Consider the following 13,514-nt stretch of genomic DNA (forward strand, 5'->3'; position numbering starts at 1 on the left):
GTGAGCCCGCATGCCTTTCGGGATGCGGGCCTTTCATTGCAAAAACTCATACTTCTCTATGACCCACGGTTGACAGCCAATCCTGATCAGTCGCGCACAGCTCTTCTTGCGCCGATCCGAAATCCCACGTCGACCCCTTCATCCGTATGGCCTGTTCGGCCCGTTCGGGTTGCTGGCTATAGCAAAGGCCGCTCGGGGCTGCATGTATCTGCCTGTCTAGGTCAAGTTCTCTTCCCAACGAGATGAGCGTACAGCGGCGCAGAATTAAAGCAGCCTCCGCTTCCTCTTGCGATAACGTTTGCAATGCCCAGCGGGCCATTCCCTCGCGCAGATTGACTCCGGAATAAGTGTTGGGAGCCTCGATAAGCGGACCATTAACGGACCATTCAAGTTTCCAGTCCTGATCTCGCGTCAATCTCGCGATTGTTCGATTGTCGACCCGACCAGGAATCTCGATATCGTAACGACGTCGCCGACTCTGACGGGCAGCTGCGGCAATCGCCAGTCCCGCGAGATCGAGTAGATGCGTGCACTGGTGCTTTGCGTCCGTCTGGCGTGTTACCGAATGCGAGACCCGGCTGAGCTGCATGCCGACCAGATGCACAAGGGGCTCGCTTGCCTGCAGGCAAGCGGTGTAGGGGTACCGTATCGCTTCGCCACCGACTGCGATGAGTGCGCCAGCTTGGTATTTTGCCCAAACGCGAAAGTGGTGAAAGTCATCTTCGAGAGCCGCGCGAACTTCACCTTCGCCGTGTTCTTCGCAGGTCGCTATGTCCACTCGGCGGCGAAACGTACTCATCTTGTGATCCTTTTTTGCTGAACAATGCCCGAGGATGCGGACAAGAGTATATTTGGACACTATAGTGAAAAATGTCTACTTAACAACAAGAAAGGAGGGGCTATGAAACTGCTACAAGAGCGTGTGGCGCTTATTACTGGTTCGGGCGGCGGTATAGGTCGAGGTGTCGCGTTGAGCTTCGCCAAGGCGGGCGCTGCGGTGGTAGTTGCAGAGCTGGACGAACAAAGTGGTACAGCTGTTGCGCAAGAGCTGAAAGCGTTGGGGGGCAGGGCCCTCTTTGTGAAGACTGATGTTTCCAGTAAGGAAGACATCGAGGCGGCCATTCAGGCTGCCGTGGATGAATTCGGTGGGCTCGATGTCCTGGTGAACAACGCCTTCGCGCCTACGCCCAACGTCCTGCTTGAAGATAAGACCGATGAGATGCTGGCCCAAACGCTTAACTCCACGGTATGGGCGGCCTGGTGGGCGATGAAGGCTGCGCTGCCTCATATGAAGGCACGCGGCGGTGGAAAGATAGTCAACTTCTACTCCATCGACACCGAGATCGGTGCGTGGCTGCATGGCGATTACAACACCGCTAAATCAGCCATTGTCGGCCTGACCCGCAGCGCTGCCTCGGAGTGGGGGCGGTTCAACATTTGCGTTAATGCCGTAGCGCCCACAGCCATGGGCGCTACTTTTCACAAGCTGGCGGCGGAAAACCCGGGGTTCGCGGAAATGTCGGCCTCAATGCGGCCATTGGGACGCTGTGGCGATCCGGAGGAGGACATCGGCCCGGTAGTCGTATTTCTGGCATCGGAGATGTCGCGTTTCATTACTGGCGAGACCATTCACGTGGATGGCGGCCTGCACTTGCCGGGCTACAACTCACGCCCTAAAGACGTTCCAGTTCGGGAGTACTGAAACAATTGTGGGCGCAGCTCTCGCTGCCCCCACATGCCATTCCCATTCCTTAGCCCGCCCCGGTTGCTTTGCGAGGCGGGAAAGGGCTGTGCTCAGCCCCTCGCAGCAGTCCTAGCGTTTATCGACCTTGATATCCGTGTCTTCCCAGTCCCAGGTCGAGGCTGTTTTACCTTCGTCCCGAAGGAGGTATTTCAACACTCGCCCCTGGGGATTTTTCGGCAGTGTCTCGCGGAATTCGATGTACCGTGGCAGCGCGTAGTAAGGCACCGAGTCGGTAGCCCACCTGAATAGCTCCTCTGGCTGAAGTGTCGCGCCATCGTGCAATACCGCGGTGACCTTTACGTCATCTTCACCTTTGTCCGACGGAACGGCGTGTACCGCAACTTCGGAAATGTCCGGGTGCACGGCGAAGGCGGCCTCCATCTCGAAGCTGGAAATGTTCTCGCCACGCCTGCGCAGGTAGTCCTTTTTCCGGTCGACGAAATAGAAGAAGCCGTCGTCATCGAACTTGCCGATGTCGCCCGTGTGGAACCACATGTTGCGCATCAGCTTCAGGGTGTCCTCCGGGCGCTGCCAATAGCCTTGGAACATGATGTCCGGACGCAGCGGGCGTACCACAACCTCACCGGACGTGTTCGCCGGTACTTCACGATCTTCATCATCGACAATACGTACATCGAAGTCCGGGATGCGCTTGCCTGACGAGCCAGGCGCCGCATATTCGCCACCTGCAAGCGAGGTAATCACGCAGGCCTCGGTGAGACCGTAGCCATTACCGCCTACCAGCTTGGTGCCGAAGCGTTCACGCCATATTTTCTTGGTCTCCTCAGTATACGGATTGCCGCGAGCCGTATGGATCTGGCCATAACACCGCTTCATCGCGTCGTTTTCAGGCGCCTTTGCCAGCAGCCCGCCCATGCCACCGAGAATCGAGGCAATGGTGGCACCTGAGCGTTCGACTTCCTGCCAAAAGTTGGAAACGGAGAAGCGCGGCAGTATCGCTGCCCGGGCGCCCACCAGAATGCTGGCGATAATCGACACGCACAGGGCATTCATATGAAACAGCGGCAGCGGCGTGATGGTTACGTCGTTCTCGTTCGCAGGTCCGGCCCGCAATTGCAGGCGCGCCAAGTTGCACATGAAGTTGTAGCTGATCATGCAGCCTTTCGATGGTCCCGTGGTTCCCGAGGTGTAGATGAGGCAGGAGAGATCGGATGGCTGAGGCTTGGTTTCGAAAGGCGTTTCGTCATGGCCGCGGAACTCATCCAGCGAAGCGACCGAAATGGCGCATTCAGGAAGCGATTCCAGCTGGCCACGGTAAAGAATGCTCTGCACCTCAGACAATTTCGATGCAAGCGGCACTATACGATCCAGATAGGCCGCCTCGCAGATCACCACCTTGGTATTGGTGTCGGCTATCTGGTGGCGCAAAAACTCGCCCTTCAAGGCGGTATTGATCGGCACGCTAACGGCGCGAAGCTTGTTGATCGCGAGCCATGTCACGACGGCGTCGATGTTGTTGTTCAGCATCGTCAGTACCGTTTCGCCTGCCTGCACACCCAACGAAGCCAGTGAATGAGCCATTTTGGTGGAAAGTAGATCAGTTTCTCTGTATGTGTATAACTCACCACTAAAATCAAGCAGAACCTTGTCTGGATGCCGCGCCACAGCGCGCTCAAGCGCTGCGATAACAGTGTCTCTTTCGCCTACTGCCCAGGTGTCTGAATTTCCCGTGCCGCTCATGGCTCTTCTCCTTGTGGGGCGCCGCCAGTCGCTGGATCGCCCGATGTTATTTTGAAGGGAGAATTCGATTCTAAATACAAATTCACAGAATGTCTTTAGGCAAAAGTTGAACAAATCTAGATTATGTTGCCTATTCATATGCTAGTGTTGCGTATCTTTCTTGTTATGAGCCCGTGCACCCATGCCAAAGCGCGCAAATCAGCTTGCTGAAGCAGCGTCACCTCCGTCGAAAAAGAAGGCCGCACCCCGTGTGAAACCTGTGAGTACCGTCAAGAAAACCGTTCGTCAGGGCATTGGCGTTTCATCTTCTGGCGCCAAGGTAAAACCCAACCGCCGGTCGGAAGAGACAATCTCCAATATCCTCGCGGCCACCGAAGAAGTAGTGCTGCGATCAGGTGCTGATCGCATTTCGATCCTTGACGTGTGCCAGGTCGCCGGTGTTTCCCGTGGGACGTTCTATCGATACTTCTCGTCGCAAGACGACCTGCTCGATACCTTCTCTAGACACAAGCGCGACAGTTTCCATACATCGCTGACCCAGGCGTTGGGAGATATCGCCGATCCGGATGCGCGGCTCAACGCGCTTATCGTCTATTTGGACAATTACCTCGAGCAAAGTCGCGCGCAGCGCCTGCTGACGGTCGCGCCTGAATATGCGCTGGGGTTCTTCCGCCGAATTTTCCATGACTCCATTGTCCGCTTCCAGGATGTGCTCGATATTGTTTTCGACCAGTGGGACGAACGTCTTGGCGTCAGGCTTGATCGCGAATTGATCAGTGAGTTGATCATTCGTTATGTGATGAGCGAAACGCTGGTGTCTGAATCGGCTAACCGTCGCATGCTTCCTGTTCGTGTGAGGAAGCTGATTGCAGCGCTGACGGTCGGGTCGACTTCACGCTCGCGCCGCTAGTTCCTCCATCCCGCCTCACCTAAAACAGAGCTCTCCTTCCGAGAGCTCTGTTTTTTTTGCGCACCATTTTTGCAGCCAGCATGCGAATGGAGCCGCAATGCCGGCGAATTCACACGTTTCTGTAGGTGATGGCTTCAGGTATGAGCCGCTCTAGAGCAGTGCTTTCGGTGTGTTTGTGAAAATAAATTGAACAGTTTTTTGATTTATGAGCAGATTAATTTTATGCTCTGCTAATGGGGCTTGAGGACTGCCGTTCACGGACAGTTGACCCCGGTTATACGGCGCAGCTGCACTGCGCTATACATAATTTCAAAAAGTGACAATTTCTGAGGTAACCGGACATGCTTATCGATCTTCACGCCCACGCGCCACACCCTGACTACTATGACCAGCATCCCCATTGGGGGCCGGCTTTTGAGTCGCAGCCCGATGGCGACATCAAATTGCGTGTCGGTGAGTGGATTCTTTCTCTAGGCGCACCAGAGCGTAAGAGAGCTTTGCGCGAGGCCCATGCCCGGGGCGAGACCTTGAACGTCGAGGAATACATGGCCAAATGGCGCGACCCGAGCAACCGTCTCGCCGCTATGGACGCGGCGGGGCAGGATGCTCAGGTTCTGTCCGTTCCAAGTCATTGCTACATGTATTGGACCGAAGCTGAATTCGCGGTCCCGTTCGCTCGCAAGGTCAACGATGTGATGGCTGAGTATTGCTCGGCAGCGCCCAATCGGCTGATGTTCTGGGCGCACGCACCGTTGAACGTTCCCCTTGAAGCAGCCAAGGAAATCCGCCGCGCCTGCAACGAGTTGGGAGCGAAAGGCCTGAGCGCCGGTGGCTCGAACTTCGGTGGGCTGGAATATGACTCGCCAGAGCTGGACCCGGTTTGGGAAGCGTTGTGCGAAGTTGACCTGCCGATTTTCGTTCACGGCTACAACCAGTCCGTGACCTGGGGCAAGGACGCCAATACCGATCGGTATGAAACGACCGCGATCGTCGGTATGAATTACGACGAAACCAAATGCCTGTGGTATCTCATTAACGGCGGAGTGCTCGATCGCTTCCCGAATCTGAAGATCTACATCACCCACGGTGGTGGCTTCGTTCCTTATCAGCTCGGTCGGCTTGCCCAGACCAACCCGAACCTCGACGTTTTTCACAACAAAAAGCCCTTTCTCGACTATCTGCCGAACTTCTATTTCGACGTGGAGCTTCACGAGCTTCCCATGCGTCAGGCCATGGTCGATGTGATCGGCGCGGATCGGGTGCTTTATGGATCGAACTTCGGTGGCAGCGACGCAGTCCGCCACGACCTGACCGAGGGGCTGCGCCTATCGGACGAAGACCTGCAGAAAATCCGCTGGAAGAACGCGTGCGAATTGCTGCGCCTTGATCCCGCTAAAGTCGGGAAGGTTGGTGTCTGATGAAGCTGGCGCGTTGTTCCCACAATGAGGGAGAACCCTTTTGGGCGATCGTCGATATCCAACAGGACGAAGTCACTCCCATTGTCGGCCCGTTCTCCGAGTGGGCTCCTGCCATCGCCCAAGGCAAGGGAGTCAGTGCGTTGCGTTTGCTGGGGCGGCCAGCGCCGCTTTCCCAGGTTCGCTTGTTACCGCCGATCGAGCCCGTTAATCGAGTGGTTGTCGCTGGGGCGAATTACACCAAGCACCTCGCCGAGGATTTTGGTCTCAGCGCGCCGGTACAGCCCGTGGCCTTCCTCAAGGCCTACGGTGCACTCATTGGAGCCCACGATCCGATTCGCTTTCCGCCGCTGACCGAAAAGCTCGATCACGAGGTCGAGCTGGTGGCAGTCATTGGCAGCAGCGAAATCGACCTGGCTGATCCCTTGGGTTGCGTCCTGGGGTATACCGTTGGCAATGATGTAAGTGCCCGCGACCTGCAGCTTAGCGGGCCGCCGGGGATCGGAATGGATCTGTTCGCCGCCAAAAGCCAGGACAAGACCACCGGACTTGGTCCATGGATCGTTACCAAGGATGAGTTTCCGGCGGGGTCTCCTGCTCTCAGGTTGACTTTGAAAGTAAATGGCGAAACCCGTCAGGACAGCTCTACCAGCGAAATGACCTGGCATGTTGGTGAGTTGATCAGCTTCGTCCAGCAGCGCTCCAGCTTTGCTTGCGGTGACGTGTTGTTCACGGGGTCGCCGGCCGGAGTCGGGATGGGAACTGGCGTGTATTTAAACCCTGGCGATGTGGTCGAGGCGACCGTGGAAGGTATCGGTACGCTACGTAATGTAGTTGGCGAAAAGCCCAGCGTCTAAATCGAGAGCGAATTAAATGACTAATAAAGAAGACAAAATTGTAGTGGTTGGTGCCGGCTTGATGGGTACCGGCATTGCGCATGCATTCGCCAGTTCAGGATTCGCCACCTTGTTGGTGGACACTAACGCCGAGTCGCTCACCCGTGCCAAAGGCAACATCGAAAACATTCTCAGCACCGGCGTGAAGCTGGGAAAAATTACCGATGAGATAGCCCAATCATCGCTGGCGAATTTAATTACCTGTGGTGACTTGATTGAGGCGGCGCTTGGTGCCAACTGGCTGGTCGAAACCGTTTCCGAACAGCTTGCCGTGAAGAAGTCCGTTCTCGGTCAGGCTGCGCCTCTGCTGGCTCCGAACGCGATCATTGCGACCAATACGTCAGCGCTGAGCGTCACCGAGATTGCCGCATCGGTACCCGACTTTGCCGACCGGGTCGTTGGCATGCATTTCTTCAATCCAGTGCACAAGATGAAGTTGGTCGAACTGGTGCGCGGCCTGGCCACCACTGACGAGGTCGTCGTGCGTACCAAGGCCCTGTGCGATGCGATCGGCAAGACTTCGATTACCGTCAACGAGTCGCCCGGCCTTACTACCAGCCGCATGTCCGCGCTACTTGGTAACGAAGCCATGTACATGCTGCAGGAAGGCACAGCGACGGCCGAAGATATCGACACTGCGCTGCGCATGGGTTTCAACCATCCGATGGGGCCGCTGGAACTCGGCGATCTGACAGGTTGGGATACTCGTCTGTCGGTGCTGCGGTACTTGCACCAGACACTGGGAGAGAAGTTCCGACCCTGTCCGCTGATCATCAAGATGGTTGCCGCCGGACGTCTGGGTCGCAAGACGGGGCATGGCGTCTATCGTTACGAGGACGGTAATCGAGTGTCGGGCTCCGGTCTGAAGGCGAGTGCGCTATGAAAGACATCGTAATTGTTGATGCGGTGCGGACACCGGTCGGTCGTTTCCGTGGAAGTCTTGCGGGCGTGCGAGCCGACCATCTGGGTTCGCTGGTCATCGGCAAGCTGCTCGAGCGTGTCGACCTATCGCCATCGCAGGTCGGCGATGTGATTTTCGGCTGTGTTACGCAGATCGGTGAGCAGTCAGCAAACATCGCACGCACCGCGCTTCTCGGCGCTGGCTGGCCGGTGACGATTCCGGGGCTGACACTCGACCGCAAGTGTGGCTCGGGCGAAGCCGCGGTGCATGCCGCGGTAGGCGCTATTGCGTCTGGTATGGCTGATGTCATCGTTGCAGGCGGCGCGGAAAACATGAGCCGCGTGCCCATGGGTAGCAATCGTGAAATCCACGGCGAAGCCTTTGGTTGGATGGCGGCGGAGCGTTACGAGCTGACAAGCCAGGGCGAGGCTTCCGAGCGGATGGCTGACAAATGGTCACTCAGTCGCGAAGCGTTGGATGACTACGCTTTCGAAAGTCATCAGCGTGCCGCGAAGGCAGCTGATGCGGGTTATTTCGATAGCCAGATCGTTCCGGTACCGGTCGAGTCGTTGCGTGAGCGCGCGCTGACCGAACCAGCAGCTGATCTGGCGGCGGACGAAACCATCCGTCGCGATACCTCAAGGGAAAAGCTCTCGACGCTGAAAACCAGTTTCCGCCCGGAGAATGGACGGATCACGGCAGGTAATTCATCGCAGATATCCGATGGCGCCGCTGCGCTGCTGTTGATGTCCGCGGACACCGCCAAACAGCTGGGCCTCAAGGCTCGCGCGCGCATCCGCGCCTTCGCGACCGTAGGTGCAGACCCAACGCTGATGTTGACCGGCCCTATCGAGGCGACCAAAAAGGTGCTGGACAAGGCTGGTTTGTCCATTGATGACATCGACCTTTTTGAGGTCAACGAAGCCTTCGCTTCGGTACCGCTTGCCTGGATGCAGGAAACCGGTGTGCCGCATGACAAGCTCAACGTCAACGGCGGAGCCATTGCGTTGGGTCACCCGCTGGGTGCCAGTGGCGCGCGGCTGATGACTACGCTGCTCAATGAACTTGAGCGGCGGGGCGCCCGCTATGGCCTGCAGACGATCTGTTGCGCTGGCGGCCTGGGTACTGCAACGATTATCGAGCGGCTCGACTGATCTTCCGACAGTGAGGTAGCGGTTATGGCGCGCGTGTCTTTCGTTCCGCTGGATGAAATGCCGAAAGAGTTACGTAGCGCCGTTGCGCGCGGCCAGCAAAGTCGGATGCTGAGCTCGCCCAGACCTGTTCAGGTCTGGGCGCATCGGCCCGGTGCAGCATTAGCCTGGCTTGGTTTGCTGGAAAGCCTGCATCAGGACAGCCTGCTCGATGAGCGCCTGCGTGAATTGGTGCGCCTGAAAATCGCCAGCATCACCACCTGCCAAGCGTGCCAACTCGCTCGTAAATCCGACCACGTGACGGAAGATGACATCGCCTGCCTTTCTTCAAATAGCGATCGTTTCGAACCGTCTGAACGAGCTGCTTTGATCTTCGCTGAATTGTTCGCCAGCGATTACATGGCCATCAGCGACGAACACTATGCGCGTCTCGCCGAGTTCTTCTCCGAGGCTCAAGTGGTCGAGCTGAACATGTACTGCGCGCTGATGCTGGCGGGCGGTCGGATGACCTATGTGCAGCAGGCGTATTGAGCGGGTCGACGCCCTGCATGGATGTGGAGCAGACCGCCCGATAAATTTGATCGAAATGTAAAAAGCCGTTCAATAAGTGCGCAGTTGGGCCTAGTATCTCGCCCATGCAGTCAGTTTTTAGACGCAATGGCGTATGCCTGAACAATAACAAGGAGAAGAACAATGTCTACACAGGCGCGGGACAATCTGGGCAAGGCGTTCGCGGACGTCGCCAGCAACTATCGTGGAAGCGATGTGGACCTTCATGCGGTATACCGCGAGATGCGCATGAATTCGCCGGTTCTTGAAGAGAACTTCATGGCGCGTCTGGGGGTGCCGAGCATCGCCGGCCTGGACGCCAACCGTCCTACGTTCACCTTGTTCAAATACAACGATGTCATGGCAGTAATGCGCGATGCCAGCAACTTCACCAGTGGTTTTATCGCTGAAGGCCTGGGCGCTTTTTTTGACGGGCTGATCCTCACTGCGATGGATGGAGACGCGCACAAGAACATTCGCAACCTGCTGCAGCCGGTGTTCATGCCTGAAACTGTCAACCGCTGGAAAGAAACCAAGATCGATCGGGTTATTCGCGAGGAATACATCAAGCCGCTGGTGCCGAGCAAAGGCGGCGATCTGATGGACTTTGCCCTGTATTTTCCGATTCGGGTTATCTATTCCCTGATCGGCTTTCCTGAGGATCGTCCGGACGAGATCGAACAATATGCTGCCTGGGCGCTGGCGATCCTTGCCGGCCCGCAAGTTGATCCTGAAAAAGCCGCCGCCGCGCGTGGTGCCGCGATGGAAGCTGCCAAAGCGCTCTATGACGTCGTAAAGGTTGTCGTAGCCGAGCGCCGCGCAACCGGTGCCGAAGGGGATGACCTGATCAGTCGGTTGATCCGAGCCGAGTATGAAGGCCGTTCGCTTGATGATCATGAAATCGCGACCTTTGTGCGTTCGTTGCTGCCGGCCGCCAGCGAAACCACTACGCGCACATTCGGTACGTTAATGACATTGTTGCTCGAGAACCCTGAGGTACTGGAGCGGGTGCGCAACGATCGCAGCCTGGTCTCCAAGGCCATCGACGAAGCCGTACGTCTGGAGCCTGTCGCCACCTTTAAGGTGCGCCAGGCTGCAAAGGATATGGAAATCCGCGGTGTGCAGATTCCCAAGGGCGCTATGGTGCAGTGCATCGTCACCTCGGCGAACCGTGATGAGGATGCCTTCGAGCACGGTGACGTATTCGACATCGACAGACGACCGAAACCCTCGTTCGGCTTTGGTTTCGGGCCGCATATGTGCATCGGGCAATTCGTCGCGAAGACGGAACTCAACTGCGCGCTAAACGCGATTCTCGACCTTATGCCGAATATCCGCCTGGATCCTTCCAAGCCTGCACCAGAGATTATCGGCGCCCAGTTGCGCGGACCGCACTATCTCCACGTCCTCTGGGATTGAGGCATCGGCTTACTGCCCTCACGCCACGTCCAGCCCTTTCCTGCCCCGCAGGGAAGGGCGCCTGCCCTTGTTGTTTTTCCCTCGTTGAATTTTGCGGTGCTTGGTACCGGTAAATGAATGTGTTCGCTCTCAAGATTGGATTTGAACACAATCGAAATATGTGTTTAATTTGATCGCAACGTGTTCTATGCTTTGGACACAACAACAAACCCATTTGCGAAGGGGAAGAACAATGAAGGTTGAAGATCTCATTCTCGTCAGCGTTGATGACCATGCCATCGAGCCACCAAACGCCTTTGCTCGCCACATGCCTGAGCGCTTCAAAGGGCGCGAGCCTCATGTCGTCAAACGCGGCGACCGCGATGTATGGGTTTTCGAAGAGCAGGCCACCGGCTACATGGGCCTGAACTCGGTAGTGGGCCGACCGAAGGAAGAGTACGGCATGGAGCCGTTGGGTTATGACCAGATGCGTCGCGGTACTTGGAGCGTGGCTGATCGTGTCGACGACATGAACGCCAACGGCGTGCTCGGCTCGCTGTGCTTCCCGACGTTCCCAGGTTTTGCCGGTCAGCGTTTCCAGAATCATCCGGATCGCGCCGTGTCCCTGGCCGCGATTCAGGCCTACAATGACTGGCATCTGCACGACTGGTGCAACGCTGCGCCGGGCCGCTTCATTCCGCTGATGCTCGTTCCTTGGTGGGACATGCAGGCCGCCGCCGCCGAGGTCACGCGCCTGGCGAAACAGGGTGTGCATGCGCTGTCACTGTCGGACAATCCGGCGATCCACGGCTACCCGTCGATCCACAGCGATTACTGGGATCCGCTCTGGCAAGCCTGTTCGGATAATAACGTCGTGATCTGCTGCCACATTGGTACTGGTGTAAAGGCCAATCATGCCTCTGACCTTTCGCCAATCGATGCCTGGATCACGTCCATGCCTATTTCCATCGCCAACTCTGCGGCCGATTGGATCTGGGCACCGATGTGGAAGAAATTCCCCAACCTGCGCATGGCGCTGTCCGAGGGCAGCATCGGCTGGATTCCTTATCTGCTCGAGCGCGCCGATTTCACGCACCGCCACCACAACGCGTGGACCAACTCGAACTTCGGCGGGCAGATGCCCAGCGACATCTTCCACAAGCATTTCATCACCTGCTTCATCGAGGATAACTTCGGTCTGCAGAACCTGAAATTCATGAACGAAGACATGGTTACCTGGGAAAGCGACTACCCGCACTCGGATTGCACCTGGCCGAACTCGCCGGAGTCCGCATGGGAAGGGCTGCAGCACCTGTCCAAGGAAACCATCGACAAGGTCACCCACCTCAACGCCATGCGTGAATTCTCCTTCGATCCATTTTCCATTCATGGGCGCGAGAACTGCACGGTAGGCGAGCTTCGTAAGAAAGCGACGCACGTTAAGATCGAGCCCGCATTGGGGCTCGGCGGCGCCGACCACGGACGCAATGACGGCAAGCCGGTCACGTCGGGAGACATCAACGCGATGTTCGAGAAGGCTGATGCCGGAACTGCTCTCTAAAAGCCCGTAAAAAAGTAGCGGCAAGGCGCGACAATTGCCCGTTGGGGCAGGTTCATTTGCGATAGGTCCTAACGCCTCGCGAGTGCGCCTGCCTTGGGGTTACCTCTAGAGTCTTGCGTCCAGTTGATGAGCGTGCACATGTCTATCACTCAGTTCAGTTACAGCAGAATTCCCGCCGAGGCTGAGTCCCTTCGGACGCAGGTGCGGGAGTTTCTCAAAAGCAATCTTGCCGACTATCCGGCGACAGCCAAAGCGCAGTCCTGGATGGGTTTCGACGCTGCCTTCAGTCGCAAGCTAGGCGCCCAGGGCTGGGTTGGTATGGCGTTGCCCGAACAGTACGGCGGCGCCGCGGCAGGTCCGTTTGCCCGTTACGTGATCATCGAAGAGCTGCTCGCAGCCGGCGCGCCGGTTTCGGCGCACTGGATTGCTGACCGGCAGAGCGGGCCGCTGATCAACCGATTCGGCACCGACGCGCAGAGAGCGCGCTATCTGCCATCGATTTGCCGTGGTGAGAGTTATTTTTGCATCGGAATGAGCGAACCGAACTCCGGCTCCGATCTCGCCTCGATTAAGACCTCAGCGGTGCGTAATGACGCCGGCTGGCTGCTCAATGGGCAGAAGGTCTGGACGACCAACGCGCAGCACTCGCACTACATGATCGCCTTGGTGCGCACCGGTGAAAAACAAGCGGCGCGTCACGAAGGCATGTCGCAGTTCATCGTCGATCTTAAGTTGCCGGGCATCACCATTAGGCCAATTCGCGATCTTGCTGGCGGCGAGCATTTCAATGAGGTGTTCTTCGACAATGTGCAACTCGATGCAGACGCGCTGATTGGGACCGAGGGCAAAGGCTGGGATCAGGTAACGGCCGAATTGGCTTTTGAGCGCAGCGGCCCGGAGCGTTTTCTCAGCTGTATAGAGCTGCTCAAAACGTTGATCGCCGGGATGGGCACAGCGCCGGACGCTTTGCAAAGCCGCGAAATTGGGCGACTGACCGCGAAGCTGTTGACGTTGCGCAACATGTCGCTGGCAGTGGCCGCACAATTGGCTGCCGGCGCACATCCAGCCTGGGCTGCGTCATGCGTGAAAGACCTGGGTAACCAGTTCGAGCAGGAAATACCCGAGATCGCCCAATTGCTGCTCGAAGCTGAGCCTCGTCAGAACGGCGGTAGCGAACACGCGCAGGTTCTTGCCTACCTGACTCAAATGGCACCGTCTTTCTCACTGCGCGGAGGCACCCGCGAAATCCTGCGCGGGATCATCGCGCGCGGATTGGGGTTGCGATAAT

12 protein-coding genes are annotated in these 13,514 nt (G+C 57.2%); 10 read left to right on the forward strand and 2 right to left on the reverse strand.

What is annotated here, in order from left to right; all coding sequences use genetic code 11:
- Positions 1–46 precede the first annotated feature (46 nt).
- The gene (locus N8H22_RS08995; RefSeq protein ID WP_021207960.1) at positions 47–799 is read right to left on the reverse strand and encodes a DUF2889 domain-containing protein; all 753 of its coding nucleotides are present in this window, start codon (positions 797–799) and stop codon (positions 47–49) included.
- Between the two features lie 102 nt (positions 800–901).
- Here N8H22_RS08995 and N8H22_RS09000 point away from each other — a divergent pair, with 102 nt between their 5' ends.
- Positions 902–1,702, forward strand: a complete 801-nt coding sequence (locus tag N8H22_RS09000) for an SDR family oxidoreductase (RefSeq protein WP_102847583.1) — start codon at positions 902–904, stop codon at positions 1,700–1,702.
- Positions 1,703–1,813: 111 nt separating this feature from the next.
- Here N8H22_RS09000 and N8H22_RS09005 read toward each other — a convergent pair whose 3' ends face one another.
- Positions 1,814–3,445 carry an ATP-dependent acyl-CoA ligase gene (locus N8H22_RS09005; RefSeq protein WP_031310965.1) on the reverse strand — a complete coding sequence of 544 codons (1,632 nt, stop codon included), beginning with the start codon at positions 3,443–3,445 and terminating at the stop codon, positions 1,814–1,816.
- 181 nt (positions 3,446–3,626) lie between these two features.
- On the opposite strand from N8H22_RS09005, the gene N8H22_RS09010 reads away from it, so the two are divergent.
- The 9 genes from N8H22_RS09010 (at position 3,627) to N8H22_RS09050 (ending at position 13,513) form a co-directional block, all read left to right on the forward strand.
- A complete protein-coding gene (locus N8H22_RS09010) occupies positions 3,627–4,355 on the forward strand; it encodes a TetR/AcrR family transcriptional regulator (protein ID WP_042928783.1) in 729 nt (242 codons plus the stop codon).
- 341 nt (positions 4,356–4,696) lie between these two features.
- Entirely contained in the window at positions 4,697–5,773 is a 1,077-nt protein-coding gene (locus N8H22_RS09015; protein ID WP_264590188.1) for an amidohydrolase family protein, read from the forward strand.
- The gene (locus N8H22_RS09020; RefSeq protein ID WP_042928784.1) at positions 5,773–6,627 is read left to right on the forward strand and encodes a fumarylacetoacetate hydrolase family protein; all 855 of its coding nucleotides are present in this window, start codon (positions 5,773–5,775) and stop codon (positions 6,625–6,627) included. The genes N8H22_RS09015 and N8H22_RS09020 overlap by 1 nt, the downstream gene beginning before the upstream one ends.
- Positions 6,628–6,643: 16 nt before the next feature.
- Positions 6,644–7,549 (forward strand): 3-hydroxyacyl-CoA dehydrogenase, encoded by a 906-nt coding sequence (locus N8H22_RS09025; RefSeq protein ID WP_264590189.1) that lies wholly within the window; start codon positions 6,644–6,646, stop codon positions 7,547–7,549.
- Positions 7,546–8,721: a thiolase family protein gene (locus N8H22_RS09030; protein ID WP_264590190.1), complete on the forward strand. Its 1,176-nt coding sequence runs from the start codon at positions 7,546–7,548 to the stop codon at positions 8,719–8,721. The genes N8H22_RS09025 and N8H22_RS09030 overlap by 4 nt, the downstream gene beginning before the upstream one ends.
- A gap of 24 nt (positions 8,722–8,745) precedes the next feature.
- Positions 8,746–9,249 carry a carboxymuconolactone decarboxylase family protein gene (locus N8H22_RS09035; protein WP_042928787.1) on the forward strand — a complete coding sequence of 168 codons (504 nt, stop codon included), beginning with the start codon at positions 8,746–8,748 and terminating at the stop codon, positions 9,247–9,249.
- A gap of 162 nt (positions 9,250–9,411) precedes the next feature.
- Positions 9,412–10,686: a cytochrome P450 gene (locus tag N8H22_RS09040; protein WP_042928789.1), complete on the forward strand. Its 1,275-nt coding sequence runs from the start codon at positions 9,412–9,414 to the stop codon at positions 10,684–10,686.
- A 232-nt stretch (positions 10,687–10,918) separates the two neighbouring features.
- The gene (locus tag N8H22_RS09045; RefSeq protein ID WP_042928790.1) at positions 10,919–12,226 is read left to right on the forward strand and encodes an amidohydrolase family protein; all 1,308 of its coding nucleotides are present in this window, start codon (positions 10,919–10,921) and stop codon (positions 12,224–12,226) included.
- A 138-nt stretch (positions 12,227–12,364) separates the two neighbouring features.
- A complete protein-coding gene (locus N8H22_RS09050; RefSeq protein WP_264590191.1) occupies positions 12,365–13,513 on the forward strand; it encodes an acyl-CoA dehydrogenase family protein in 1,149 nt (382 codons plus the stop codon).
- The last annotated feature ends 1 nt before the right edge of the window (position 13,514 follow it).

The sequence above is a fragment of the Stutzerimonas sp. S1 genome (assembly GCF_025966695.1).
Classification (GTDB): Bacteria; Pseudomonadota; Gammaproteobacteria; order Pseudomonadales; family Pseudomonadaceae; genus Stutzerimonas.

Excerpts from the sequence above, each read along its gene's own strand:
- N8H22_RS08995 (WP_021207960.1), bottom strand. The coding sequence starts at position 799 with ATGAGTACGTTTCGCCGCCGAGTGGACATAGCGACCTGCGAAGAACAC.
- N8H22_RS09000 (WP_102847583.1), top strand. The coding sequence starts at position 902 with ATGAAACTGCTACAAGAGCGTGTGGCGCTTATTACTGGTTCGGGCGGC.
- N8H22_RS09005 (WP_031310965.1), bottom strand. The coding sequence starts at position 3,445 with ATGAGCGGCACGGGAAATTCAGACACCTGGGCAGTAGGCGAAAGAGAC.
- N8H22_RS09010 (WP_042928783.1), top strand. The coding sequence starts at position 3,627 with ATGCCAAAGCGCGCAAATCAGCTTGCTGAAGCAGCGTCACCTCCGTCG.
- N8H22_RS09015 (WP_264590188.1), top strand. The coding sequence starts at position 4,697 with ATGCTTATCGATCTTCACGCCCACGCGCCACACCCTGACTACTATGAC.
- N8H22_RS09020 (WP_042928784.1), top strand. The coding sequence starts at position 5,773 with ATGAAGCTGGCGCGTTGTTCCCACAATGAGGGAGAACCCTTTTGGGCG.
- N8H22_RS09025 (WP_264590189.1), top strand. The coding sequence starts at position 6,644 with ATGACTAATAAAGAAGACAAAATTGTAGTGGTTGGTGCCGGCTTGATG.
- N8H22_RS09030 (WP_264590190.1), top strand. The coding sequence starts at position 7,546 with ATGAAAGACATCGTAATTGTTGATGCGGTGCGGACACCGGTCGGTCGT.
- N8H22_RS09035 (WP_042928787.1), top strand. The coding sequence starts at position 8,746 with ATGGCGCGCGTGTCTTTCGTTCCGCTGGATGAAATGCCGAAAGAGTTA.
- N8H22_RS09040 (WP_042928789.1), top strand. The coding sequence starts at position 9,412 with ATGTCTACACAGGCGCGGGACAATCTGGGCAAGGCGTTCGCGGACGTC.
- N8H22_RS09045 (WP_042928790.1), top strand. The coding sequence starts at position 10,919 with ATGAAGGTTGAAGATCTCATTCTCGTCAGCGTTGATGACCATGCCATC.
- N8H22_RS09050 (WP_264590191.1), top strand. The coding sequence starts at position 12,365 with ATGTCTATCACTCAGTTCAGTTACAGCAGAATTCCCGCCGAGGCTGAG.